Here is a 24,273-nt window from a genome sequence, read left to right as displayed (position 1 = left end):
ATCAACTCCCTCGTGTTGGCCGAACAGTTGTCAACGTCCACGACGCCACGAAGGCGACGACCAGCAGCGCGGCGCCGCTGCCGAAGGCGGCCGGAACGCTCACCCGCTCGGCGATGAGCCCGACGACCACCGGTCCGACTACGGCGCCGACATCGGTGCACATCGAGAAGACGGCGACGCCACTGCCGGCCCGGCCGGCGACGACGTCACCGATCAGCGCGGCCGGTGCGGCGTTGAGCAGCGCTGATCCCGCCGCGTACACACTGAGCAGGACGACGAGCCAGGCGTAGCTGTCCACGAACACCAAGGCGGTGATCGCCGCCGCGGCCACACCGGTGCCGGCGATCATGGCGGGCCGGCGGCCGGCCCGATCGACAACCCGGCCGGCCGGCATGATCAGCAGCGCCTGCACGACGGCGGATACCGTGAACGCCCATCCGACCCAGGTCACGTCATGTCGCCACGCCACAACCACCGTGGGGACCAGTGCGCTGCGCAGCCCGAACAAGACCCATCCCTGCGCCAACGCCGCGAGGCAAGCCACCGAGTAGCGTCGATCCCGCAGCAGGACCGGCAGCCGTACCACGTCACGGCCGGGCTCTGCGCCGGCAGTTCGGCCGGTGCGGAGTACCGCCATCGTCAGCACCGCGGCGGCCAGCAACAGCACGGCGTACACCATGAATGGCACGGACAGGGCGATGAGCGCGAGGAGCCCGCCCAGTGCCGGTCCGCAGATCCCGCCGAGCAGGAAGCCCGCCTCGAACACGGCGCTGGCCCGGCCCCGCTGGTCGGCCGGCGCGATCGCCAGGAGTGTCGCCAGCGCGGACACCGAGAACAGCACCGAGCCGGCGCCGCCGAGGCTGCGGAACACGAGCAGCTGCCCGTAGGACCCGGCGAACGCCGTCAGGGCCGAGGAGACCGCACAGAGCAGCAGGCCGGCGACCAGGACTCGCCGCTCACCGAAACGAACTCCGAGCCGGCCGCAGAACGGGCTGGTGGCCAGCCGCATCAACGCGAACAGGGCGACGAGCGCTCCGATCCGGGTGGGCCCGGCCCCGAACGTCGCCGCGTACACCGGGAGCACCGGGAGCACCAGTCCCAGGCCCAGCATGACGCAGCCACCAACGACACTGAGGACGTAGACCTCGCGAGGGAGGCCCGGCTGGGCGGCGGCAACGGGTGGGGCGCTGCCAGGGCCGGCGGCTAACACTGCCCGGTCACAGGATGACGCTGAGCTTTCCGTGCTCGTACAACGTCTCGTGGTCGAGCACCACGACCCGTCTCCGGACCCGGAACGACTCGCCCTCGACGACGAGCTCGAGCCGGCATTTTCCGACGTAGGCGTCGGAGCGCCCGTGCCCGAACCGGTACACGATGACATTCGCCGCCACGTCGAGGTGCGTGCCGCGATCGGTCAGGATCTCCACGTTGCTGATCATCCGATTCGTCCGCGACCGAGGGTTCTCGCACCACACCTCACCGTTGAGGAGCTGTTCGATCCGCTGGCGTAGCCGGGCAGCATCGTCGTCGATGAGCCCGAGCGCGTCGGCCGTCTCGCCGCGCACGTCGGTGGCCGGCACCGAGTACCGGATGTCGTCGGTCAGCATCTCGTCGTACCACTCGCGCAGGCGCCACTCGTCCAGCAGCCGCGCCTCGCGGAACAGGAACTGGCTCACCCGGTGCCACAACCGCACCTGGGCCGCTTCGTCGACCGTCAGCTCGATGGTCATCGCGCGACCTCGAGGTGGCCGTCGTCGCCGTGCATCAGCCGGTCCCACTGCCGCCAGAACTCGCGGGCGGGAAGCTCGTCGGTCGTCTCCGGGACCTCCTTGTTCATCCCGCGTGACAGATCCGAGTAGCGGACCGTGCGGTTGCGATACCCCCGCTGGCAGGACTCGATGATCTCGATGTCGTCGGGAGTGGCGAAGCCGGCGGGGCCGAGGAACGTCAGGTAGTGACTCTTGCGGAGCTCCCGGATGTCCGGATCCTCGTCCTTGGGGGCCAGGGCGACCGAGGTGATCGCCATCTGGCCGGCGCCGACCGGGTCGATCTTGCGGATCGTGATCGCGATCGCGTCGATGATCATCAGGTTGGGGAAGATCAGCACCGCGCGATTGGTGCCGGTGATCCGTTCGGCGCGTTCGGCGCCGAACCGGTCGACGAACCGTGCGGCCGCCGCCTCGATCCGCGGCCGGACCTCGGCGCCGAACATCGGCGTCCAGTAGGCGAGCGGGCGGGCGGCCGCCGGTGGCAGCTCGTTGGCTCCATGCCCCAGTCCGAGGGCGCGGCCGAAGCCGCCTCGCCGTCGTGGTGGCACCGACCCCAGCGACTCCATGTAGCCGACGTACCGCTTGTGCAGGGCCCGGAAGTGGTAGATGTCGACGCTGTTCTCCATCATGAGCTTCCAGTTGGCCCGAGCCCCGTGGAGTTGCGCACCCTGGATCACCTCCATCCCGACCTCGGACTGGTCGTCGATCAGATCGAGGTACTCCGTCGCACCCGCCAGGTACTCGGTCAAGGTGCGCTGCTGTTGCGGATCGAAGGTGACGAACACGAAACCGCGGTAACGGTCACTGCGGTGCCGCGCCAGGCCGAAGTCCGCCTTCCGGAAGCCTGGCCCGTACCCGTCCGGGATCGGGACGCCGACCAGGTCGCCCTGGTTGGAGAAGGTCCAGTCGTGATACGGGCACCGGAACGATCTGGCCTGCCCGGCCGGCTGCGAGCAGATCAGCGCCCCGCGGTGCGTGCAGCTGTTCGCAAACACCCGGACCACCCCGTCGGACCCGCGCGCCATGACCACCGGGCGCCCGCCGACATCGCGTGCCACGTAGCAGCCCGGCGCGGGCACCTCCGATTCGTGCCCGACGTACAACCAGCAGCGATCGAAGATCCTGGTCATCTCCCGCGCGGCCAGGTCGTCGTCGGTGTAGGCGCGGCGATCCACCCGGAACGAGAGGCGCTCAAGATCATCGAGCACGATCGGGTCGCCCACCGGCCGCTGCAGTTCGATCGTCACCGCTCCCCCACTCGCTGAAGCGTCTCGACCGTGCTGATGACCAGCTCGGCCGTGCGCACGGCAGCATCGCCGCACTCCGGCTGTGCAGCACGCAGCCGGGCCCGGTAGTCCCGGGCGGGATCGAGCAGATCGGTGACCGCGTCAGCGACCGCCTGCTCGGTGACGCCGGCCGGCTCCAACACAGTCCCGAAGCCCGCACTACCCACGAAGTACGCCTGGATAGGCTGATCCACAGCCAGCGGGATCACCAGCATCGGTGTCGCCGCCCGGATCGACTCCGCCACGGAGTTGTACCCGCCGTGGGTGATGAACACGTCGGCGCGCTCGAGCACCTCACGTTGCGGCAGATACGGGGCGGTGAGCACGTCGTCGGGCAGCGCGAGTTCCTCGGCGAGATCCCCTACCGCGGCGATCACCTGTGCACCGGTCGCCGCCGCCCCGGTGATCACCGTGCGCAGCAGGTCCGGCCGCCGGTAGAAGATCGTGCCGAAGGAGACGTACACCACCGGGCGGTCGGGGGCGATCCGATCCAGGGCCGAGAAGGCGACCTCGTCGCCGCGGGTCCCCGCCGCACCCGGCAACCCGACCAGCTGCACACCGTCGTCGGTGACCGCGTCGGCCCCGACGAGAGCAGGAATCGTCGGCATCAGATTGAGGATCGGCGAGCGCGCCGAATGCGTCCGGGTCGACCACAACACCCCGTGCCTGGTCAGATAGTCGCCGACCTGCTCGTCGTACGGCCAGCGGCCTCGCCGGTGCCCGCTCGGGCACACTCCACCCAGGTTGGCCCAGATCATCCCGTACGGCACGCCGGACGCCTGCGCGCCGACCATGGCCGACGCCGTGACCGGCAGCGAGTCGACGAGCACGAAGTCCGGCGCCGTCGCACGGAGCGCGTCAGCTGTCTGCCCTGCCACCGGCGACGACTGGAGCATCGGGCCGATCTTCGCCGGGTCGCCGCTCCACGGCGCCATCTCGACCTGCCCGATCGCGTGGACCTGCGCCTTGCCCAAGGCCTGGCGACGCTGCTCGTCGAGCGCGCCACCGTCCGCGGACAACAGCAGCAGCGCAACTTCAGTGCCGGCAGCTCGGAGCGCGTTGACCACCGGAACGTACGGGTTCAGATGACCATGCTGAGTCGTAGTGAGGAGGGCGACGCGCATCAAATCTCCTGCCTTCAGAAACGAGTCGAGCCCGGGCAGGCGCAAGGAACCGTCGACGTCCAGGTACTGCTACGAGGCTCTACGCATTCCCCACCATCACTGAGGAGACGCTACTCGAACAACCCGGGTTCACCGCCTGCCCTCAGGAAGTTTCGCAAAGCCTGTCGAGATACGCAATCGATGTCGAGCAATGCGTGAAAGTTGCGGATAGGCGTTGAGTGGCCACACCCTCCTCGGATCTGGGTTCTCGACGAGCATTTCGATGACTTTCGGCATCGGGTTTCGAATGTCTGTTTTCACGCATTCTTGAGGGTGCGAGACATTCATCCGCTTCGACCTTCTTGTCGCCGTTGGCGCAATGGCGTGGCCATCACCTATCCGTCGATGGCCAGGGCGTGCAACTCGTCGGGGTGGTTTGGCAGCCCGTTGCGGTCGAGGACCTCGAACAGGTTGACGTTGAACGTCCACACGTTTACACTCCCGGCGATGGCGCGGATGACGGTGCGCTGCGGGTCGGTGAGGGGGTCGCCCTCCTGGTACGCCGCGACGGGAAAGACGATGTCCAGCAGCGCGTTGGCGACGGACACGGCATCAACGGCGTTGACCTGGTCGAGGACCGCACACAGCCCGGTCAGCTGTTCGCCGGCCTGGTCGGCCGGGAGCAGGGCGAGGGCGGTGGTGACGTCGGTCAACGGTTCCTCGCCGAGGTACAGGCTGTCGTAGCCGGTCGGCACGAGGCCGCCGCGCAGAGCGTCGATGAGCACCCGCACGCCGTCGGCGGCGGGAGTGTGGTGCCGGCGGACCCAGGTCAGCGCGGCGCAGAACCGCAGCAGTGGGTCGTCGCCGCTGAGGTGCGGTTGGAGGGCCTGCCGGGTCCGCGGGTCGGTGTCGTGCAGCGCCAGACCGAGCAGGATCGCCGCCCGGATCTTGCGCTTCGGTTCGGTCGCGAGCCGGTCCCGTAACGCATCCGCGGCGGCCGCGCCCGGTGCGGCGGCGAGCAGCGTGACCGCGCGGCGCCGGAAGCCGGCCCGCCGGTGGGCGGCGAGCCTCGTCCAGGTCGGTACCGCGTCGGCGAGGCTGGTGAGCACCTCGTGGTAGGCGCCTTCCGCACCGTGCTCGGCGAAGTGCTCGGCCGGGTTTGTCGCGTCGCCTGGCAGGCCGGCGTGGATGAGCTTGAGGCGGTGCGCGGCGGCGGGTGAGCCGTCCCGGGTGGCGATACCCACCAGCAGGTCCAGCAGCCGCTTCCGGTCGTCGTCGGTGGCGACCCGGTCGACCAATGCGGTCATGTACTGGAACGCCGGGCCCGTGGCCTCGGCGACCGTGTGCTGGTGCCACAGCAGGTTCGACAGCACGGCCAGGGCCACGGAGAAGGCGTACGGGTCCGCCACGGTCAGTCCCTTGAGCAGGAACGGCAGGTGGCTCCCGCTGCCGTGGAACGTGTCGAGGTCGCCCCACGGCACCGCGTCCGCGCCGGCGAGCTCGGGCGGTGTCGGCGCCGCGTGCCAGGTGCGCAGGGCATGGACGACGCGGCCGAGGTCGGCGTTGTTCGCCAACCGGTCGATGCCCTCGAACGACACTGAGCCGAGGTCGGTGCCGTCGGGGTCGAACAGCCGCCACTGCCCTACCGGCCCGCCGCCGGTGCCGGGCTCCACCGGCCCCTCGGCGATGACCGCGCCGGTGGCGTCCAGGGCCCGCCACCATTCGACCGATTTGCCGTCGACGGTGGCGTCGGTCGGGGTGACCTCGGCGGTGCGGGTTCCCGACTCGTCGAACCAGCTCGCGACCACGAACGCCTCGTCCCGCGTGGTCCGCTCCATGCGGGCGACACCGTTGTCGTGGAACCGCCGGAACGTCTCGGTGCCGTCGGCGGCCCGCTCCCGCTCGGAGTCGAGGCGGTGGCGGTAGTCCCATGAGCGATGCAGCTTCGTGCCGTCCGACCCGCGACGCTCCAACCTGACCAGTCCGCCGCTGCTGAAGTAGCTGCGCCGTTCGGCCCGGCGTCCGTCGACGAAGTCGGCCTCGACGTAGCTGTGTTCGTAGTGTGACGAGTACCGGCTCTGCTCCCAGATCCGCCAGGTCCCGACCGCGGCACCGGTCCCCTGGTCGACGTCGCCGACGACGTACGCGCGCAGGCCCGCTACCCAAATCGCGTCGCCGGGCGCGTCGGCCGGCGGCGGACCGGGCGATTCATCCTCGACGGCCGGCTCCCGCCGCAGGAGCCGCAGCGCCAGCTCCGGCAGCTCCTCGTACGCGAAGTACCACGCCGCGCCCGGCGAACGGCCCAGACCGGCGGCCAGGCACAGCTCGACCGAGGCGGCGTCACCGTCCCGGGCCGCCTCAACGAGCGGCTTGTCCCCCCAGCGTCCGACCTCGAGGCCGGCACGGTTGTAGACGATCATGTGCGGCGTCCCGTCGGCGTTCCAGTGCCGGGCCGCCCCGTGCAGCTCGCCGTCGCGCCGCCGTACCACCGCCCAGAGCCCGTTCGGGTAGAGGTTGGCGATCTCCGGCACCCCGGCCGGTCGGGGCGGCATCGGTGCACCGGCAATGGTCAGCTCACCGCCGTCTGCCGCGTAGCAGCGGGTCCGTACCAGCACGCCGTCGCCGTCGTAGTCGTTGCGAATGCTCCGGATCGCCGTCGCGCACCCGTCGAACGAGAACGGATCACGGCTCGGGCTGTCCGTCCGATACCCGAGGGCGAACACCACCACGTCGTCGGCGTACTCGCAGGACACCGCCGGCGAACCGTCGTCGTGGAACCGCCGGTACGTCCCGCGACGCTTGCCGGCCCGCCACTCGCTCTCCTCCAGCAACGACCCGTCCGGCCGCCACGCCCGCCATGTGCCGGACCGTTCGCCACCATCCCACGACCCGGCCACCCACGCCGGCCACCGCGGACCCGACGGGTACAGCTCCCATCCCTCGACGAGCTGCGCCTCCGCCGGCACACCATCAGGCCGATCCACGCCACAACCTCCACATCGCCGCCGCATGCCGGACGGCACCATCGCGGTCGTCGAGCATAGGCAGCGACCACAACCGGCCGGCCCTCATGCAGCCCACTGGTGGTGGCGATGCTAGTCAGCGTGTCTTGACAGCGACGGCGGGCCTACCGCGGCCGCGTGGTCCAGAACGCGGGCAACGGTGTGCAGGAGCTGCTGGGCGCTGACCGGTTTGGTGAGCAGGGTCGCCCCGGCGGGGATGGTGCTGCGGTTGGCCAGAATCGTCTCGGTGTATCCGGACAGGTAGATGACGGGCAGTCCCGGATGCGTGCTGTGCAGGGCGGCGGCGAGGGCGGGTCCGTGCATGTCGGGCAGGATCACGTCGGTGAGCAGCAGTGCGATCCCGGGGTGTGTCGCGGCGGGGCGCTGCGCGTCGGTGCCCGTGGCGGCAGACAGGACGGTGTAACCGGCCCGGTACAGGATGCGTTCGGTGATCGCGCGAAGGCTGTCGTCGTCCTCGACGAGCAGGATCGTTTCGCCGGCGCCCGACCGCGGATGTTCCGCGGGTGCGGTGTCCGGTTCGGCGAGGTCGTCGGTGGCGGGGAGCAGTGCGGTGATGGTGGTGCCGTGGCCGAGTTCGGAGTAGATCTGGGCGTGCCCGCCGGCCTGGGTGATGATGCCGTAGATGGTGGCGAGGCCGAGGCCCGTGCCGTGGCCTTTGGGTTTCGTGGTGAAGAAGGGTTCGAACGCCCGCTCCAGGGTCGCCTTGTTCATGCCGGTACCGGTATCGCTGACCCGCAGCTGCATGTACCGACCGGTTCGCACGCCGGGGTGCTGGGCGGCGTAGTGCTCGTCGACGGTGACCGGTGCGGTCTCGATGCTGAGGGTGCCGCCGCCGGGCATGGCGTCGCGGGCGTTGACCACGAGGTTGACCAGGACCTGCTCGAGGCGGCCAGGGTCGGCTCGGATCGGCCACGGTTGCGCGGTGAGGTGCGTGGTGAGGGTGATGTCCTCGCCGAGGGCGCGTCGCAGCAGGGTGTCGAGGTCGGTGACGACGGTGTTGAGGTCCAGGGTGCGGGTCTCGGGTGCGGGGTCGGCGCGCGCGAAGGCCAGCAGCTGACGGGTGAGGGCAGTCGCGCGGTCCCCCGCGGCGACGATCTCGGTGAGGTCGGCGTGCAGCGTGCGCCAGGCGGGGTCTGCTGCGGCCACCGGTTCCAGGTCCGCGGCGGCCATACCGGCGTAGCCGTTGATGATGCCGAGGAGGTTGTTGAAGTCGTGCGCAACGCCGGCGGCGAGCTGGCCGAGGCTCTCCAGCCGGTCGGACTGGCGCAGCCGTCGTTGCAGGTGCTCGCGTTCGGTGACGTCGGTCATGACGGCACAGCGGACCTTCCGCCCGGCGAACGACGTCAGGTAGGCGGTGACGCTGACCTCGGCGATCGTGCCGTCGTGCTTGAGGTGGCGTTGCGGCCGGTCGCGTTCGACCGGCTCGACTGCCACACCGTCGGCGCCTGCCTCGTCGAGATCGTCCGGTGCGAGCAGATCGGTGTAGGTCATCGTGAGGAGGGCGTCGCCGGACCGGCCGTAGTACGCCAGGGCGGCCGCGTTGGCGGCGACGATGTCAAGGGTGTCGACGTCGAACAGCACGATCGGGTTCGGACTGGCGTCGAACATCTGCCGGTAGTTGCGTTCGTGTTCCCGGGCGGTGTCCTCTGCGCGGCGGCGTTCCTGCAGTTCCCGGTCGACGGTGGCCAGCAGAGCGCTGAACTCTTCGCCGAGTTCGGCGACCTCCCGGGGGCCGGTGACCGAGACGGTCGCGCCCAGGTTGCCGGAGGTGGCGGTGCGCACCGAGCTGCGGAGGTTGCCGATCGGGGCGGTGACGCGTCGCTGCACGACCATCGTCGCCAGGAGTCCCGCGAACAGGCCGAGCGCCACGATCAAGGCTTGGCGCCGTGCCAGCCGGTCGGCGTCCGCCAGCGCGGCGGACCGGTCTGCGCCGGCGAAGACCTGCCAGCCGGTGCCCTCGACGGCCGCCCGCCCGTACAACCGCGGCAGCCCGGTCACGTCGGCGCCGGTGCCGGTCGTCGTGAGCCGGGCATGACGCACCTGCGTGCCGGCCCACCGGAGTCCGTCGGGCCAGCGCGTCAGCACGGCGGTGCGGCCCTCGGTGGTGATCAGCAACTCGAGGTGGCGGGCTCCGCCGAACAGTCTGCCCGCTGCCGCGCCGAGGGCGGGCAGGTCGACGAATGCCGCTACCAGTCCGAGTGCGGGGATTACGGCGGTGATCACGAAGGCGGGTCGCCCGGTGCGGTCGTCGCGGACCGGGGCAACGGCTTGTGGTGTACGCACCGCGTTGGGCAGCCAGGAAGACCCGGCGTAGGCGTTGGCCGGTTGGCCGTCGGACAGTGGCGTGGACGAGCACACGACGGTCCCGTCGGGGCGTAGGACGTCCAGGTGCCCGTCATCGGCACCGCCGAGGGAGAACGCCAACCGGCAGTCGCCCGGGTCGGCGAACACCTGCGCTACGCCCGGGCTGGACGCGACGGACTCGACGCTGTCGCGCACGGTGGCGAGGCTCTCGCCGATCTGCCGCGCCGCCAGGCCGGCCGCCGTCGAGGCGTCGGCTCGGGCGGCCGACACGGCGTCGTGCCGGGCCTGCACCCAGCCGGCACAGATACCTGCCCCGGCCGTCACGACGAACAGCACCAGCAACCCGATCAGGTAGGACCGCAACGGCCATCGCCGCCGGCGGCGTGCCGGCTTCACCTGTCGCAGTGGGTCCGCTACCGTGCCGGGCTCCGGCGTGCTCATGTGGCGGCTACCTTCCTGGCATCTGCGCCGGGCCGCCGACCGGCTCCGAGACGCCAGATGCACAGAGCCAGATCGCGGGCCGGTCACCACCGCACCAAAGGTGCGCCTCCAGACGCTACGCCGCCGGGCCGGCCGGCATGGCCGGAATCAGATGCGCACAGTCGAGGAAGGCTGCGCCGATGGATACTCGTGGTCCCACAGCATGCGGAAGTCGTCGCAGTGACCAGATGAACCGCGATCCGCAGCGCGCTGTCATTGCGCACCGGCACCGGCCCAGCGGCTCGGGACGGCGTCGCCCGGGCGGTCGCCTTCTACGCCAGCGAGGAGAACGCGTTCATAACCGCCACCACGGCCGCGGTCCACGGCGGGATGGTCATGTACTGACGTCCCCGCCGAAGCAGGCGCTGGCGATCGCGTGCCGGGCTTCGTTCCGGACGAAGGGCGCTGCGCCAGGTCGCCGCGAGCTGGCGGACCATCTGCAGTCCGGCGCGTCTCGGTCGACGCCGAGCTCTCAGGCGGCCGCGCCGACGAGTTCGGGGGTCATCGCGCGGCTGCAGAGCTCGCGCGCCCACTGGATGCGCTCGAACGCGGTTTCGGGGTGGTCGCCGAACTCCTGCGCGGCCCGGGCGTAGCACTCGTCCGGCCCGAGCTGTGCCAGCGTGCGGTCAACGGTCTGGCGAACCGTCGCGTCGTCCAGCTCGCGGGTCCTCGGGGTGTCGGAGACGAACAGTGCCATGGACAGCACCGGGTCGAACTCAACCGTGCGGGTCGTCATGGGGATCACCTGTTCCTGGGGGCGTGTTCCTGGAGCGTGGGCGGCTGACTCCACGTTCTCTCGCACCGATGACGGACCACCTCGCCGCCAGCGGGATTCCCCGGCTGCGGGTTTCGGCACCCGCTGGTACCTGCTGGCCAGCATGCCCGCCTCAACACGGATCACCCTCGTCGGAGGCCGGAGGCCGGAGTGCTGTCACACCCGCGATGCCGGTCGCGTGCTCCACAGCAGTACGACGGCCAGGAGTCCGGCCAGGCACGGCGCCATCCCGACCCAGCCGAGCAGCGGCGGCAGGCCGGTGTCCCCGGAGGTGTCCCTCACGAGCAGGTTGAAGAGGGCGACGCTCGCACTGAGCGCGAACACCAGGGTCGCGACGCCGCGGGCCCACCGCTTGCCCGTCCCGACCGCCCAGATGGAGCAGAACCAGCACACGATGCCGAGCGCGCCAAGGACCGTCAGGTAGATGAGGTACGTCCCGGCGGCGGTGTCGATGCGCTCCTGCGCGTAGGCGGGATAGCCGGCCCGGATGTGGTCGGCCAGGCGCGTGCGCGCAAGGTACGTGACGATCATCGTGACGACGGTGAGCCCGAGGCCCACGTACATCGTGGCGACAGCTGAACGCGTATTCGTCATCGGACGTCCCCCTCAAGTGTACCTACACTGTAGGTATTACCCACGGTGTAGAATTTAGACCTACGGCGTAGGTTAGGCAAAGGCGAGAGGGTTGGAGTGGCGAAACGCACACAGGGCAAACCGGCCGGGCTGAGCCGCGAGCGGATTGCCACCGCGGCGGTGGACCTCGTCGATCGCCAGGGTCTGGAGCTGTTCGGCGTGCGGCGCCTGGCATCCGAGCTCGGCGTCGATCCGATGTCGATCTACAACCACATCAAGGGCAAGGCCGCGCTGCTGGACGCCGTCTCCGAGGCCGTCCTGACGGAGGTCTCGGCCACAGTCGCGCAGTGGCCGGACGACTGGACGGACATCGCACGCGCCATGGCGCGCGGATACCGGGACATGGCGATCCGCCATCCCCGAGTCTTCCCGTTGCTGGCGACCCGAGCGCAGACCTCAGCGGTGGCGTTCGAGGCGCTCGAACGGCTGACCGCGGCGATGCGGCGCGCCGAGATCCCGGACCAGACGATCGCGGACGCCCCCATGGTGCTCTTCGCATTCCTCAACGGGTACCTGCTCGCCATCTTGAGCGCGGATCCCGAGGGCGCCGGTGACCCCGCAACGGGCGCGACTCCTCTGGCGTTCGATCCGGCCCGGTACCCAACGCTGGCCGCCCTGGCTCCGCGGCAAGCGGGGTTCGGTAGTCAGGCCGAGTTCGAGCGGATGCTGGAAACGGTCCTGGCCGGCATCGCCGCCGCCTAGCTGGACGACGGACACTGCCACGGGGTCAGCCTGCCGCGGGACCGGCGCCGCCGGCACGGCGCTGGCGATCACCGGCCGAGATCCGCCGGCGCTTGGGAGCCCGATGTGGTTGCGGCCCCGCCGCGGTCCGGCGTGACGCCCAGCCCGGCCAGTTCGGTGGCACGGGCCACGTCGTGCGACGTCACGATCCCGGCCAGCCGGCCGTCGCTCACGACCGGGGCCAGCCGGTGACCGCCGGCCTGCAGCGCCGGGGCGGCACCGATCAGGGGATCGGCCGGGTCCAGCACCCCGGTCCGGTCGACCGGCGTCGAAACGTCGCCCAGGCGCACCCTGCCGCGGTCGGCGCTGGGAACCTTGGCGAGCCGGGCGAGGCTGACGAGGCCGACCAGCCGGCCGTCGAGGTCCAGGACCGGGAAGGTGCGGTGCGGGTGGTGCCGGACCACGGCGGCGACGAAGCCGCCGACGGACTCGCTGGTGTAGCCGCAGGTGGGCGGTGTCGTCATGACGTCGCCGACCCGGACCCCGGCCAGCGTCTTGCGCAGGACCGCGTCGGTGGTCTCCGCATGGGCCGCCGCGACGACGAACCAGCCGAGGGCGGACAGCCACAACCCGCTGAGATTGCCCGACAGCAGTATCTCGGCGAAACCGGCGGCGATCAGCAGCCCGCCGAGCACCATGCCCGCACGGCCGGCGGCACGGCGGCCGGCCGCCCGGTCGCCCCGCATCCACCACACGACGGCGGCGAGCACCCGGCCGCCGTCCAGCGGCGCGCCGGGCAGGAGGTTGAACACCCCGAGAATGGCGTTGACGACGGCCAACCACGCCAGCCCGGTCACCGGCAGCGGTCCGGCGCCCGATGCGGAGGCGGCAGCCGTGGCGGCGGCGAACACTCCGGCGCCGGCCAGGCTCACCAGCGGCCCGGCGAGCGCGATGAGCAGATCGGCGCGGGCGTGCGGAGCCTCGCCGTCCAGCTGCGAGACGCCACCGAGCAACCACAGCGTGATCGAGCGCACCCGCACCCCATAGTGACGCGCGACCAGCGAGTGGGCGAGCTCGTGCGCCAGCAGAGCCGTCAGGAACAGTACCGCCACGACCACCGCCACACCCCAGTACACGGCCGGCGCATGGCCCGGCGCGCCCCTGGGCAGGATCAGCTGCGCCAGTCCCTGCACCAGCAGCAGCATGATCACCAGAACGGACCAGTGCACCCCGATCGGGATGCCGGCGAGCTGGCCCAGCCGCGCGGACTGCCGCATCGCCACCACCGCCCTCCGGTATCAGCACCCACCCTCAGACCGAATCAGCACGCGATCGCGCCTCCGGCTCACCCGCGGGCACACCGCACCACGGCGACCGGGCAGGCCGCGAGGTGGATGGTGGCCTCGCGGGCCGCTGCTTCGGTCGTAGACACACAGAAACCGTAGACACACAGCACCGGCCAGCGGCAACAGGAGATTGCCTCCCGACCGATCACGACTGGCCTTGGACGGCTAGGAGGCGGCCGTCCCGGACCTCGGTGATCTGATCGGCGGCGGCGAGGTGGGTGCGGTCGTGGGTGACCAGGACGGTGGCGGTGGCCTGCTGGTGGGTGAGTTGGGTGATCAGCTCGACGATCGTGGCGCCTCGTTCGTGGTCGAGTGCGCTGGTGGGTTCGTCGATCAGCAGGACGGTGGGGTTGTTCATCAGGGCACGGGCGATGTTGACGCGCTGGCGCTGGCCGCCGGAGAGCTGATGGGGGCGGCGGCCGGCCTGGGCGGCCATGCCGACGGCGTCGAGCAGGTCGAGGGCGCGGCGGCGGGCGGAGGCCGGTCGGCGGCCGTCGATGACGGCCATGACGTGGAGCTGTTCGGCGGCGGTGAGTGCGGGCAGCAGGTTGGGCTGCTGGAAGACGATGCCGATGCTGCGGCGGCGCAGGGCGGCCTGGTCGTTGCGGCTGAGGTCGGTGACGGTGGTGCCGTCGATGGTGACGATGCCGCTGTCCGGGGTGATGAGGGTCGCGGCGACGGCGAGCAGGCTCGACTTGCCGGAGCCGGACGGGCCGGCGACGACGGTGAGGGTACCGCGGGGCACGTCGAGGGAGACGTGGTCCAGGGCGGTCAGGCGGGTGTCGCCGTCGGGGTAGGTGAGCGTGACGTCGGTCAGGCGCAGGGTCATCGGGCGCTCCCGAGGGCGGTCAGCGGGTCGACGGAGGTGATGCGGCGGATGGACAGGCCGGCGCCGAGCACACCGAGCAGGACCATGACGGCGGCGGGGACGAGCATGGTGGCCGGGCTGAGCAGGAACGGCACGGCGGTCCCGGCGACGAGCGCGCCGGCCGCGGCGGCGAGGGCCGTGCCGGTCAGGGTGCCGGCGACGAGCAGGACGGCGGCTTGGCCGAGGGCGTCACGCAGCAGGCCGGCGGTGGAGGCGCCGAGGGCCTTCAGGACGGCGACGTCGCCGCTGCGCTGGATGGTCCAGACGGTGAAGAAGGCGCCGATGACCAGGGCGGAGATGGCGAACAGGAAGCCGCGCATCAATTGCAGGGAGCCGTTTTCGGAGGTGTAGGAGCCGATCGCGGACAGCGAGTCGTCGCGGCTGACGGTGCGGGTGCCGGCCGCTCGGTCTCCGGCTTCGATGTCGGCACCGGCGGTGGTGGTCAGGGCGATCACGGTCGCGGTTACACGGCCGGACTCGGCGGGTGAGGTGGTCCGGCGCCAGGTGTCGAGGCTCGCCCAGACGACAGGGGTATGGCTGAAGGACGCATCGCCGCGCACGGCGGCGACCGTCACGGCATTACCGGCCAGGGTGAGGGTGTCGCCGGCGACAATTGCGAGGTCGTTGGCGGCCGTGGTGGACACCACCACTGATCGGTCATCGATCCGATCGCTTCCGGGGGCGAGCGAGGAGCCAGGCCGGACGCCGAACACGGACACGGCGGCGGTCGCGGTGCCGGCGGTCGCCCGGGTGGTGCTGATGCCCAGCGGTTCGGCGCTGGTGACACCCCCGGTGCGGGCCCATTGCTGCCACTGCTCGGCGGTGACGGTGGAGTTGGCGTACGACAGGTCCTGGCCCTCGGCTGGGGCGTTGAAGGCGATGCGGTCGGCGGGCAGGCCGGTGATCGCGGAGACGTTGCGCTGGCCGAGCCCGGCGGTCAGCCCGGACAGCAGCCCGACGAGCAGGGTGATCAGCACGATGACGGCGCCCATCAGGGCGAAGCGCCCCCTGGCGAACTTCAGGTCGCGCCATGCGACAAACACAGTGTTCCGCCCTTTCCTCCGGCGTTGTGGTGGCGACTTCCACGGTCGCCGCCGACCGGGGGTGCGGGCATCTGCCGCAGGGCGGTGTGCGGCTTGCATCTTTCGACAGAGGCCCACGGGCGTGACGCTGCGTACGCTGAACAGATCATGTCTGCGACCGTGTCCCGCCTGCCGCGTACGGCCCGTGGCCTGCTGTGGTGCCTGCATCTGCTGGTCGCCGGCCTGCTGGTGCTGGCGGCCGGGCGGGCGGTGGCCAACCATGCCGCGCACGCCTGGCTGGTGGTCGCGGCCGCTACGGCGCTCGCGCTGACCTACGCCACAGGGCAGCTACTTGCCTCCGTGCGCCGCTCTCGCCAGGCCGCCACGGTGTGGCTGGCCACGCTCAGCGCGGCGTGGCTGCTGTTGCTGGCCGTCTCGGCGGACGGGGTCTGGCTGGCGTTTCCGCTGTACTTCCTGCAACTGCACCTGCTCCCCCGCCGGGCCGGCATGGTCGCGGTGCTCGCCACCGCGATCGCGGCGGTCACCGGCTTCGCCGCCCACGCCGGCTCGGTCACGCTGGCCATCGCGGTCGGGCCGATGCTCGGCGCGGCCGTCGCGATCGCCGTGGTGCGGGGCTACCAGGCCCTGTACCGGGAGAGCGAGCGGCGACAGCAGCTGATCGAGGAGCTCACCGCCACGCGCGCGGACCTGGCCGCGGCACAGCACACCGCGGGGATGCTGGCCGAACGGGAGCGGCTGGCCCGCGAGATCCACGACACCCTGGCCCAGGGCCTGTCCAGCATCCAGCTCCTGCTGCGCGCTGCCGAGCGGGCGCTGCCCGACACCGCCGAGACGGCCGGCCGTCACGTCGCCCAGGCCCGGCAGGCCGCCCTGGACAACCTCGCCGAGGCCCGCCGCTTCGTCGCCGCGCTCACCCCACCCGCACTCGACGACGCCGGCCTGTCCGAAGCACTCGAGCAGCTGTGTGCCACCACGACCGCACGGCACCTGATCACCGCGCGCTTCCACCGCACCGGCGAACCGGTGCCACTGCCCACCGCGACCGAGATCGCCCTGCTGCGCATCGCCCAGTCCGCGCTGGCCAACGTCGTCCGGCACGCCAACGCCGGCACCGTGGACGTCACCCTCAGCTATCTCGGCGACCAGGTCGCTCTGGACATCGTCGACGATGGCACCGGCTTCGACCCCTCCCAGATCACCACCGCCGAGGCGAGCAACGGCGGATTCGGTCTCGCGGCCATGCGAGCCCGAGCCCGGGCCCTCGGCGGCACGCTCACCATCGAGGCCGGTGCGGACACCGGCACCGCGTTGGCCGTCCAGGTTCCCGCCGGCGCAGGCGTACGACCATGACCAGCAAGACGATCCGCCTGCTGATCGCCGACGACCACCCCATCGTGCGGGCCGGGCTGCGCGCCGTCCTGGAAACCGAACCTGACCTGGCGGTGGTGGCCGAGGCCGCCACCGCCGAGCAGGCCGTCGCCCGGGTCGCGGACGGCGACATCGACGTCGTCCTGATGGACCTGCAGTTCAAAGGCGGCATGACCGGTGCGGAAGCCACCGCCGCGATCACCGCCCGCCAGCATGCGCCCCGGGTGGTCATCGTCACCACCTACGACACCGACGCCGACACCCTGCCCGCCATCGCCGCCGGCGCCACCGCCTACCTGCTCAAGGACGCACCACCGGAAGACCTGGCAGCCGCGGTGCGGACCGCCGCCGCCGGACGCACCACCCTCGCCCCGGTCGTCGCCGACCGGCTCCTGAGCCGCATGCGGCGACCCGCCACCTCACTCACCGGCCGCGAGACCGAAGTCCTCACCCTCGTCGCCGAAGGACTGTCGAACCAGGCGATCGGCTCCCGCCTCCACCTGACCGAGGGCACCGTCAAATCCCACCTGGCCCGCATCTACACCAAGCTCGACGTCGACTCACGTACCTCAGCCGTCGCCGCCGCCACCAACCTCGGCCTCATCCGGCGCTGAGCTTCTGGAGCGTCCCAGGCGCCGCCGCGTCTCACCAGGCAAATCCGAAGACCGTGCACCGTGCGGTCACCTGATCGCGGCGCTCAGCGCTCGGTGAGCCCGTCCGTATTCGCCCGGTCGAACACCACCGACCACGGCCCCGGTGCGCCGAGGATGCGCCCCGGCGAGTCGGCGCGCGTCTCCAGCACGGCCCTGGCCAGCGCCCCGAACCGCTCCGCCGCCGGATGCGGGGCGCGCCGCGGCCACACCGCCGACGTCTCCTGCCACAGCGGGTCGCCGGCGAGGGGCCGCCACACGACCCGGGGCTCGCGCCGCACGACGTCCTCGCGCTCCAGGCCCACCCCGAGGCCGGCGAGGACGAGGCCGCAGAGGAACTCCGGGTTGCGGGCGTGCCGCACCCGCGGCGGCACGAAACCCAGTTCCCGGCAGGCGCCGATCAAGGTGTCCGTGCGCGGAAACACGACGAGGCCCTGCCCGGCGAGCTGGTCGACGGTGAGCTCGGCGAGCCTGGCCAGCGGCGAGACGCGGGGCAGCACGACGCCGAGGCGCGCCCGGGTGACCGGGCCCGGCGCAGGTCGGCGGCGCCGACCGGGTGGTGCACGAGGCCGACGTCCAGCCGCGCCGCGGCCAGCAGGTCGAGCTGCTCGGCGGTGGTGAGCTCCTGCAGGTCGACGTCGAGGCCGGGCGCCTGCTCGCCGAGGCGGCGCAGCAGCTCGCCGAGGGCGGCCGCCGGGGTCTCGGGCGGCACCCCGGCGCGCAGGGTGCCGAGATCGCCGTCGCGGATGCTGTGCATGAGCGCCCGCAGCCGGCGCTCAGCGGCCAGGAACTGCGGTGCCTCGTCGCGCAGGGCGCGGCCGGCAACGGTGAGCTCGGTACTGCGGGGCCGCCGATCGAAGAGCGTGACGCCCAGCCGCTACCCCACCGGCCTGTTCAGCGGCGCGTTCGACCCGTCGACGCCGCTGCGGGTCGACGCCGACGCGATCGGGCCGCGCATCGGCAAGCCCGAGACGGTGCTCGTCACGCACACGCACTGGGACCACTTCAACGACGTACCGCACATCGCCAAGACCGTCGCCGGCGTGCGCGTCCTGGGCACCCTCACCGCGTACCACCTCGCGCTCGCCTCGGGCGTGCCGAGCGCCCAGGCGGTCCCGGTCAAGGGCGGCGAGTACCTCGACTTCGGCGACTACACCGTCGAGGTGATCGCGGCGCTGCACAGCCGCAACGCCGCGTACTCCCTCGCCTTCCCCGGTGTGCGGCTCGCCCAGCCACCGGCCCCGCAGACGATCGCCGACCTGCCCGAGGGCGACACCCTGGCGTACCAGGTGACGATCAGCGGCGGCCCGAAGGTCTTCTTCATGGGCGGCAGCGACTTCGTCGAGCGCAACGTCACGGGCCTGGCCCCCGACGTGGCCATGGTCGCGCTGCCGTCCGGCGGCGTGGTGCACGACTACACCCGCCGGCTGCTGGCCGCGCTGGACCACCCGCGCGTGGTCGTCCCGGTGCACTGGGACAACTTCGAGACCCCGCTGCGCAACCCTCCCGCGCGCGCCGCCTCCGACGCCGCGAAGCTGGACGCGTTCGTCGCCGAGATCCGCAAGGCCTCCCCTCGCGCCCGGGTCCTGCTGCCGGAGTACGACACGCCGTACACCTTCTGATTTTCGGCGGTACTTCGAGGCGGTCTCCTGACCGTGAGGACCGGGCGTCATCCTGGTCTTGTGCCGGATGTACGTTCAGTGTCTGCCGTGGTCGCGTTGTTCGAGACGGATGACGGCGACGGTGTGCTCGACGTCCTTCCCCGCCTGTCCGACGACGCGCGGGCGGGGACCTGGGAGGCGCTGCGTCGACAGCTCTGCGCTGTGCCCGGCCCGGAGCAGCGGCAGGGCCTGACCGCGCAGGCCTGGAGCGAACGCATCCGGACCCGGGCCATACTGGCTCTGGCCGTGGGCCCGGCCGACGTGGTACGGCGGGTGGGGTCGTTCGTGTACTTGCATCCACCAGTGCCCGACATCGACCGGGTGCTCGCCTCGCGAACACCCGAGTGGCGCCAGGCGTTCACGGAGGCCACGCTGCGCGCCGAGGCAGCCGAGACCGAGGTTGGTCTGTTCGGCCGGCGACGGGTCACCGCCGCCCGGCAACCAGCTGCGCCGACTGAACTGACCGCCCGGGCGGTGTGGCATCTGGTCCTGCGGCTTTCGGCTTCAGGGTCGTGTCAGCTGGCTCAACGCCGACGGTCCCCACCCGGTCGGGTCGTCGCCGGGTGGCACCATCGCCAGGGCCTGCCAGAGGAGGAGGATGTCCAACCAGCCCGCCTCGGCCGGGGTCAGCGGGCGCTCGGACTGGTAGCCGGTAAGGAATTCTGCGCGAACGTCGGCCGACACCGGCCCCCAGTTGTGGTACCGGGTGCCGAGCAGGACCGCCGCGCGGGCCAGCTCGACGAGTCGGTGATCATGCTGGGCCTCCTCGAAGTCGAGGATCGCGGCGACCTCGCCGCGGACACACAAGATGTTGGCGGAGCGGAAGTCGAAATGGACGAGCTGGCGCGGAAGTCGCTCGGGCGGCGCGCTGGTGACCAGCCCGCGCAGCGTCTCACGAGCGGCCATCGGCAGATGGTCGGCGCGGGAGTCGAGCCAGTCGGTAACCCGGGCCGTCAACGGCTTGGACGAAACGGCGAGCGCGGGAAGCTGATCGGCGTCCGGGTATGCGGCCAGCGCGTCCTGCAATTGGGCGAGCAGGGCTCCGGCCGCCCGCACCTGGCTGAGATCGGCGGTGTCGAGGAGGTCGCCCACGATCTCGCGCTGCAGGCCCATCGAGACACGGCCGGCCTCGACCTGAAGGCGGCCGTCTCGTGCCGGAACCGGCGCTGAAACCGGCAGCCCCCGGCCGTGGAGCCAGCTCGTGAGACGCGCCGTCTCCACCAAACGCGGAAATCGCTCGAGCACTACCGACCATTTCGCGAGCAGCCGGCCAGACGGCGTGCCGACCCAAGCCAGCGCGTTGCCCCCGCTCATGACGATCCGCTCGCAGGAGTCGATGCGAACGCCCCAGTGCTCGTCCAGCATCGCGGCAACCCAGCGGCCGGCCGACTCTTCATCGCTGAAACCGAACCGTCCGTCGAGCGCGTGGCGAGGGTCGTGCGGCTCCCACAACATCTCCAACACCGGCACCCGCGATTCGATCACGCGTCGTATCCCATCACAGGACCCGCGGACGCCGCTCGCCCGGCGCTGTCAGGCGACCACTCGAAGAACCATTCATGTGGCGGGCTGCGCGGGCGGTGGTCGCCGCCAAGACCTCACGGAGTCGCCGTTCGCCGGCGGTGGCCGGCGCCGAGGGGTACTGGATCCTCGGCATCAGCGCGGTCGTCGCGGCGGCGGTCAGCAGGCCGCTTCAGGTGGTCCGGCTGCCGCCCGGGGGCATTGGTTCGACACCCGATCCCCGGGCCGTGCCGCGCGCATGGACGCGATGGTTCAGGCTTCCAGGCGATGACCGATGCGGTCGAGGGTCTCCTTGCCCCAGTACGTGCTGAGCTCCGTTGCCAGGCCGCTGGACGCCCGCACGGTGGTGACGAGGTCGACGAGCAGGTCGTCGCTGGCCGCCCACAGGTAACACTGGCCGGTCGGGCCCCACGCGTCCTTCTCCAGCAGGACCCGCTGGTCGTCGGCGCTTCCGGCGAACCGGTACCGCTGGCTGTTGCTGTCCGCGGGCCGCTCCTCCAACGGTGTGCCGAGACCCGCCCAGGTGGCCGGGTCGAAGCTCGCGATCGGCGCCCGGAGCGTCCGGGCGCTGTACATCGCCTGGTGGTCCCAGATCCGGGTGTACACCAGATCCGAGAACGAAGCCGCGAGCATCGTCCAGTCGTCGGTCGGCTCCAGGTCGTCGAACGAGATCATCACGGGCGGGTCGTCGCTGCCGTCGAGCAGAACCGCCCAGTAGCAGACTCCCTGATTCTCGATCATGAACGGCAGTAGCTGACACTCGGCGACCGGATCCCACTCGCGTTCCTCGTCGGGGTCGCCGTCGGGCCAGTAATGCTCCGGCCGGCCCAGCTCGTGGGCCGCGTACACGCGGTCCTCGTTGCTGAACCTGCGAAGCGTCTCCTGTCCGGCGGCGAGTGAGTACCACTCCCGCACCGACGCGGGCAACGGGAAGCCGCGCACAGCGGCGAACCGGTCGACTGCCGCAACGGCGTCGGGTGAAGTCTCCGCGGTTTGCCCGGCCAGGGCCAGCGAACGCGCGTGATACTGCGGCTGGGACAGCATATGTGAAAGCTCCTGAATGCCTGTGTACGTTGATGCAAGGCGATCTTGAATCGCGCGGTGCACTGTACAGAGGCGATGCAAGCCAAGCCGGGCCGAACAAATCCGCGGCGCCTCTTCGATCCACGATGTACCTTGATGGCTCCTGCTGTAGCTCAGTGGAAGAGCGCCCGGCTCTGGGACCGGGTGGACGCTGGTTCGAGCCCAGTCAGCAGGGCGGGACCTCGCCGTAGCTCAGTGGCAGAGCGGTCGGCTCTTCGGCCCGACTGGACGCCGGTTCGAGCCCGGTCGGCGAGGTCTTCGCAAACGCTCCAACCACAGCTCAGGGGTGGCCCATGTCGACCGACACGCTCGCCGTTCTGCACGCGTCTCTCGACGGCCGCGAACGGCCGGAGGAGATCGCCGACATCATCCTGGCAGGCTTCGACGACCTGACCGGCCGCGAACGGGCGGTACTGGAGCGGGCGGCCAAGCACTCCTACCGTCGCCACGGCTGGTACTCGTCGATGTACGCGGACTTCGCCCGCCCGGTCGGTGCCGGACGGCAGCTGTCGGCCCTGGCGCACCTCTTCGAGCGCGACGAGGCCGACCTGGCCCACGCCGCCGTCGACCCGGCCGAGCTGCGGCTGATCTGCGCGGGCGCCGCCGAGTCGATCCGCTTGCTGCCGGGGCAGCGCAGCTTCAAGCACGACCGGCTCGACCGCGGCCAGCGCGCCACGCACGGCATCGACCTCCCGAAACGGCAGTACAACCGGCGGTTCCGGTTCCTCACCCGGCTCGCCGCCAAAATCGACCGGCTGGAGACGGAACTGCGCAAGCGCGAGCTGATGCTCGTCGGCCGGTCGGGCCTCGCCGCGGACATCACCGCGGACCGGTTCGCAGCCGACCCGGTCGCGGCCCGGTTCGTCGCGTACTTCGTCGCCCGCAAGAACCTGCGCCGCCAGTTTTCGCTGTCGGGCCGGACGAACCCGTACGACAAGATCGCCGACGTACTGTTCCAGCGCTGCCTGGCCGAACCGCACACCGACTGGTGGATGGTGTCGCGGGCGTACCCGATGCCGGACGTGGTGTCCCGGCTGACGCTCGAGGAGCGCGGTGCGCTGCTGGGCCGCTGGTCGGCGCTGATGCGCGGCGCCGCGGACCTCCTGCGCCGCAGCTGGGACCCGTCCGTCGACCGCACGACGATGATCGTCCGCCGCGGCATGGACTCGTCGACGTGGAACACGGTGGCCCAGGCGTACAACACGGCCCGCGCCGGATGGCTCAACGCGCTCGCCGCGTGCGGCGCCCTCGACCTGCTCGACGTTGCCTGCCCGGGCAAGGTGATGCGGCTGATGGCCGCCGACCTCGCCGCCTGGCACCGCTCGGCAGGCTCGGGTGTGGACCCGGACACGGCGGTGTGGGCGTCGCTGCCGCTGCCGTGGCAGGTGCTGTCCGGCGAGGCGGCGTGCACCCGCGAGACGGTGGCCGCGGCGTGCCGCACCCACGGTGTCGACGCGGAGGCCCGCGGCTGGGTGGCACCGCGGCCGACCGGCGGCGTGGCGGCGTTCGAACCGACGCCGGAGCTGGTGCACGGCGTGTCGGTGGCCGACCCGGTGTGGGCGGCGCTGCTGCGCAACGCGGGCGCGCTCTCCGGCAAGAAGATCAAGCCGGGATACGTGCACGCGCTGGCCGGGGACATTCCGGCCGGCGTGGTGACCAGCGACCTGCCGACGCGCACCGAGCTGTAAGCACAACGGTCGGGCCGGTGCCAGCGATGCCGCAAAGCCTCGCGGACATCCCGGATGGCGCGGCAGAGCACGGGCGAGCGGCATTCGCGAATGGTCGCCGGGCCTGTTTCAGCGAACGGCGGGCGGTGCGGTGCTGGCCCGCACCACCAGGGCGGTGCCGAGCTCGACCCGGCTCTGCGCGGGCCGCTCGCCGGCGGCGAGGGCCAGCACCAGCTGCGCGGCCGCGGCGCCCATCTCCGCGAACGGCTGGCGCACGGTGGTCATCGGCGGCCCGGCCCACGCGCACTGCTCGATGTCGTCGAAGCCGACCACGCTGAGGTCGTCCGGGATGCGCCGGCCGCAGATGCGGGCCGCCTCGTAGACACCGAGGGCCTGCAGGTCGGCGCCGCACACCACGGCGGTCGGCGGGTCGGGCAGCCGCAGCAGTTCAAGGCCGAGGTCGCGGCCGTCCTCGAAGGTGAAGACGCCGCTGCGCCGCAGCCGCTCGTCGAACGGCACGTCGGCGGCGTCGAGGCCGGCCCGGAAGCCGTCGAACCGGGCCCGCGAGGAGAGGTCCTTGACCGGGCCGGTGATCACGCCGATGCGCCGGTGGCCCAGGCCCAGCAGGTGCCGGGTGGCGGCCAGCGCGCCGCTCCAGTTGTTCGACCCGACCGACGGCGTCGGGTACACGTCGCCGATCGGGTCGAGGGTCACGACCGGGATGTCGTTGGCGTCGAGCAGTTCGAGGTGTTCGGCGGTGAACCCCGCGAAGCCGGCGATGACGCCGACCGGGCGGCGCAGCAGCAGCGGCTCGATCCACGACTGCCCGGCCGCCGCACGGCGCCGGATGTCGGTGAGGCTCACGGTCAGGTCCCGGGTGGCGGCCACGTCCTCGATCCCGCGGACCACCTCGAGCGCGATGTAGCTGAGCATCCCGGACAGGAGCACCTCGATGCCCGTCGTTGCCGGCGCGCCCGCCGGGCGGCGGTAGCCGTGCTCCCGCAGGAGCGAC

Annotated in this window: 22 protein-coding genes and 2 tRNA genes; 8 read left to right on the top strand and 16 right to left on the bottom strand. The window is 71.5% G+C overall.

Features of this window, described 5'->3' with window-relative positions; genetic code table 11:
* Position 1: 1 nt before the first annotated feature.
* From ABD352_RS42925 to ABD352_RS42900, 6 genes are all read right to left on the bottom strand, one after another.
* Positions 2 to 1,210 carry an MFS transporter gene (locus ABD352_RS42925; protein ID WP_344618340.1) on the bottom strand — a complete coding sequence of 403 codons (1,209 nt, stop codon included), beginning with the start codon at positions 1,208 to 1,210 and terminating at the stop codon, positions 2 to 4.
* Positions 1,211 to 1,217: 7 nt separating this feature from the next.
* Positions 1,218 to 1,730 carry an aromatic-ring-hydroxylating dioxygenase subunit beta gene (locus tag ABD352_RS42920; RefSeq protein WP_344618339.1) on the bottom strand — a complete coding sequence of 171 codons (513 nt, stop codon included), beginning with the start codon at positions 1,728 to 1,730 and terminating at the stop codon, positions 1,218 to 1,220.
* Entirely contained in the window at positions 1,727 to 3,016 is a 1,290-nt protein-coding gene (locus ABD352_RS42915) for an aromatic ring-hydroxylating oxygenase subunit alpha (protein WP_344618338.1), read from the bottom strand. Before ABD352_RS42915 ends, ABD352_RS42920 begins: the two co-directional genes overlap by 4 nt.
* A complete protein-coding gene (locus ABD352_RS42910) occupies positions 3,013 to 4,224 on the bottom strand; it encodes a glycosyltransferase (protein ID WP_344618337.1) in 1,212 nt (403 codons plus the stop codon). Before ABD352_RS42910 ends, ABD352_RS42915 begins: the two co-directional genes overlap by 4 nt.
* A 329-nt stretch (positions 4,225 to 4,553) precedes the next feature.
* Complete coding sequence (locus tag ABD352_RS42905; RefSeq protein WP_344618336.1) at positions 4,554 to 7,142, bottom strand: toxin-antitoxin system YwqK family antitoxin; 2,589 nt, start codon at positions 7,140 to 7,142, stop codon at positions 4,554 to 4,556.
* 111 nt (positions 7,143 to 7,253) lie between these two features.
* Complete coding sequence (locus tag ABD352_RS42900; protein WP_344618335.1) at positions 7,254 to 9,926, bottom strand: ATP-binding protein; 2,673 nt, start codon at positions 9,924 to 9,926, stop codon at positions 7,254 to 7,256.
* A gap of 255 nt (positions 9,927 to 10,181) precedes the next feature.
* Between ABD352_RS42900 and ABD352_RS42895 the strand changes: the two genes are divergently transcribed.
* A complete protein-coding gene (locus ABD352_RS42895) occupies positions 10,182 to 10,310 on the top strand; it encodes a hypothetical protein (protein ID WP_344618334.1) in 129 nt (42 codons plus the stop codon).
* A 127-nt stretch (positions 10,311 to 10,437) separates the two neighbouring features.
* Here the strand turns inward: ABD352_RS42895 and ABD352_RS42890 are convergent, their stop codons facing one another.
* Together ABD352_RS42890 and ABD352_RS42885 are read right to left on the bottom strand one after the other, a co-directional pair.
* Positions 10,438 to 10,701 (bottom strand): hypothetical protein, encoded by a 264-nt coding sequence (locus tag ABD352_RS42890; protein ID WP_344618333.1) that lies wholly within the window; start codon positions 10,699 to 10,701, stop codon positions 10,438 to 10,440.
* 195 nt (positions 10,702 to 10,896) lie between these two features.
* Positions 10,897 to 11,334 (bottom strand): hypothetical protein, encoded by a 438-nt coding sequence (locus ABD352_RS42885; protein WP_344618332.1) that lies wholly within the window; start codon positions 11,332 to 11,334, stop codon positions 10,897 to 10,899.
* Between the two features lie 96 nt (positions 11,335 to 11,430).
* Here ABD352_RS42885 and ABD352_RS42880 point away from each other — a divergent pair, with 96 nt between their 5' ends.
* Positions 11,431 to 12,075, top strand: a complete 645-nt coding sequence (locus tag ABD352_RS42880; protein ID WP_344618331.1) for a TetR/AcrR family transcriptional regulator — start codon at positions 11,431 to 11,433, stop codon at positions 12,073 to 12,075.
* A gap of 68 nt (positions 12,076 to 12,143) precedes the next feature.
* On the opposite strand, the gene ABD352_RS42875 is transcribed toward ABD352_RS42880, so the two are convergent.
* The 3 genes from ABD352_RS42875 to ABD352_RS42865 all read right to left on the bottom strand — a co-directional run bounded on the left by ABD352_RS42875 (position 12,144) and on the right by ABD352_RS42865 (position 15,311).
* Positions 12,144 to 13,331, bottom strand: a complete 1,188-nt coding sequence (locus tag ABD352_RS42875; protein ID WP_344618330.1) for a site-2 protease family protein — start codon at positions 13,329 to 13,331, stop codon at positions 12,144 to 12,146.
* A gap of 214 nt (positions 13,332 to 13,545) precedes the next feature.
* On the bottom strand, positions 13,546 to 14,229 hold the full coding sequence (locus ABD352_RS42870; protein ID WP_344618329.1) for an ABC transporter ATP-binding protein: 684 nt from the start codon (positions 14,227 to 14,229) through the stop codon (positions 13,546 to 13,548).
* Positions 14,226 to 15,311: an ABC transporter permease gene (locus tag ABD352_RS42865; RefSeq protein WP_344618328.1), complete on the bottom strand. Its 1,086-nt coding sequence runs from the start codon at positions 15,309 to 15,311 to the stop codon at positions 14,226 to 14,228. Before ABD352_RS42865 ends, ABD352_RS42870 begins: the two co-directional genes overlap by 4 nt.
* Positions 15,312 to 15,458: 147 nt before the next feature.
* On the opposite strand from ABD352_RS42865, the gene ABD352_RS42860 reads away from it, so the two are divergent.
* Both ABD352_RS42860 and ABD352_RS42855 read left to right on the top strand, forming a co-directional pair.
* On the top strand, positions 15,459 to 16,661 hold the full coding sequence (locus ABD352_RS42860; RefSeq protein ID WP_344618327.1) for a sensor histidine kinase: 1,203 nt from the start codon (positions 15,459 to 15,461) through the stop codon (positions 16,659 to 16,661).
* Positions 16,658 to 17,293, top strand: a complete 636-nt coding sequence (locus tag ABD352_RS42855) for a response regulator (protein ID WP_344618326.1) — start codon at positions 16,658 to 16,660, stop codon at positions 17,291 to 17,293. Before ABD352_RS42860 ends, ABD352_RS42855 begins: the two co-directional genes overlap by 4 nt.
* 83 nt (positions 17,294 to 17,376) lie before the next feature.
* Here the strand turns inward: ABD352_RS42855 and ABD352_RS42850 are convergent, their stop codons facing one another.
* Both ABD352_RS42850 and ABD352_RS42845 read right to left on the bottom strand, forming a co-directional pair.
* Complete coding sequence (locus ABD352_RS42850) at positions 17,377 to 17,829, bottom strand: LysR substrate-binding domain-containing protein (protein ID WP_344618325.1); 453 nt, start codon at positions 17,827 to 17,829, stop codon at positions 17,377 to 17,379.
* A complete protein-coding gene (locus ABD352_RS42845; protein WP_344618324.1) occupies positions 17,730 to 18,086 on the bottom strand; it encodes a LysR substrate-binding domain-containing protein in 357 nt (118 codons plus the stop codon). Before ABD352_RS42845 ends, ABD352_RS42850 begins: the two co-directional genes overlap by 100 nt.
* A 106-nt stretch (positions 18,087 to 18,192) precedes the next feature.
* Here ABD352_RS42845 and ABD352_RS42840 point away from each other — a divergent pair, with 106 nt between their 5' ends.
* The gene (locus tag ABD352_RS42840) at positions 18,193 to 18,951 is read left to right on the top strand and encodes an MBL fold metallo-hydrolase (RefSeq protein ID WP_344618323.1); all 759 of its coding nucleotides are present in this window, start codon (positions 18,193 to 18,195) and stop codon (positions 18,949 to 18,951) included.
* A gap of 543 nt (positions 18,952 to 19,494) precedes the next feature.
* Here ABD352_RS42840 and ABD352_RS42835 read toward each other — a convergent pair.
* Entirely contained in the window at positions 19,495 to 20,475 is a 981-nt protein-coding gene (locus tag ABD352_RS42835; RefSeq protein ID WP_344618322.1) for a phosphotransferase, read from the bottom strand.
* A 288-nt stretch (positions 20,476 to 20,763) separates the two neighbouring features.
* Positions 20,764 to 21,555: an SMI1/KNR4 family protein gene (locus ABD352_RS42830; protein ID WP_344618321.1), complete on the bottom strand. Its 792-nt coding sequence runs from the start codon at positions 21,553 to 21,555 to the stop codon at positions 20,764 to 20,766.
* Positions 21,556 to 21,696: 141 nt separating this feature from the next.
* Here ABD352_RS42830 and ABD352_RS42825 point away from each other — a divergent pair.
* The 3 genes from ABD352_RS42825 to ABD352_RS42815 all read left to right on the top strand — a co-directional run bounded on the left by ABD352_RS42825 (position 21,697) and on the right by ABD352_RS42815 (position 23,282).
* Positions 21,697 to 21,769, top strand: a tRNA-Gln gene (locus ABD352_RS42825).
* Between the two features lie 6 nt (positions 21,770 to 21,775).
* Positions 21,776 to 21,849: transfer RNA gene (locus ABD352_RS42820), tRNA-Lys, on the top strand.
* Between the two features lie 38 nt (positions 21,850 to 21,887).
* Positions 21,888 to 23,282: a hypothetical protein gene (locus ABD352_RS42815; RefSeq protein ID WP_344618320.1), complete on the top strand. Its 1,395-nt coding sequence runs from the start codon at positions 21,888 to 21,890 to the stop codon at positions 23,280 to 23,282.
* A gap of 108 nt (positions 23,283 to 23,390) precedes the next feature.
* On the opposite strand, the gene ABD352_RS42810 is transcribed toward ABD352_RS42815, so the two are convergent.
* Positions 23,391 to 24,273 (bottom strand): substrate-binding domain-containing protein (locus tag ABD352_RS42810; protein WP_344618319.1); only part of this gene is annotated, 883 nt, incomplete at its 5' end.

This window comes from Dactylosporangium salmoneum (genome assembly GCF_039532525.1).
GTDB lineage: Bacteria > Actinomycetota > Actinomycetes > Mycobacteriales > Micromonosporaceae > Dactylosporangium > Dactylosporangium salmoneum.
This window is presented reverse-complemented; position numbering and strand designations above follow the sequence as displayed.

Coding starts and splice junctions, on each gene's coding strand:
- ABD352_RS42920 (WP_344618339.1), bottom strand. CDS start 1,730: ATGACCATCGAGCTGACGGTCGACGAAGCGGCCCAGGTGCGGTTGTGG.
- ABD352_RS42900 (WP_344618335.1), bottom strand. CDS start 9,926: ATGAGCACGCCGGAGCCCGGCACGGTAGCGGACCCACTGCGACAGGTG.
- ABD352_RS42890 (WP_344618333.1), bottom strand. CDS start 10,701: ATGACGACCCGCACGGTTGAGTTCGACCCGGTGCTGTCCATGGCACTG.
- ABD352_RS42885 (WP_344618332.1), bottom strand. CDS start 11,334: ATGACGAATACGCGTTCAGCTGTCGCCACGATGTACGTGGGCCTCGGG.
- ABD352_RS42875 (WP_344618330.1), bottom strand. CDS start 13,331: ATGCGGCAGTCCGCGCGGCTGGGCCAGCTCGCCGGCATCCCGATCGGG.
- ABD352_RS42870 (WP_344618329.1), bottom strand. CDS start 14,229: ATGACCCTGCGCCTGACCGACGTCACGCTCACCTACCCCGACGGCGAC.
- ABD352_RS42860 (WP_344618327.1), top strand. CDS start 15,459: ATGTCTGCGACCGTGTCCCGCCTGCCGCGTACGGCCCGTGGCCTGCTG.
- ABD352_RS42855 (WP_344618326.1), top strand. CDS start 16,658: ATGACCAGCAAGACGATCCGCCTGCTGATCGCCGACGACCACCCCATC.
- ABD352_RS42845 (WP_344618324.1), bottom strand. CDS start 18,086: ATGCACAGCATCCGCGACGGCGATCTCGGCACCCTGCGCGCCGGGGTG.
- ABD352_RS42830 (WP_344618321.1), bottom strand. CDS start 21,555: ATGCTGTCCCAGCCGCAGTATCACGCGCGTTCGCTGGCCCTGGCCGGG.
- ABD352_RS42815 (WP_344618320.1), top strand. CDS start 21,888: ATGTCGACCGACACGCTCGCCGTTCTGCACGCGTCTCTCGACGGCCGC.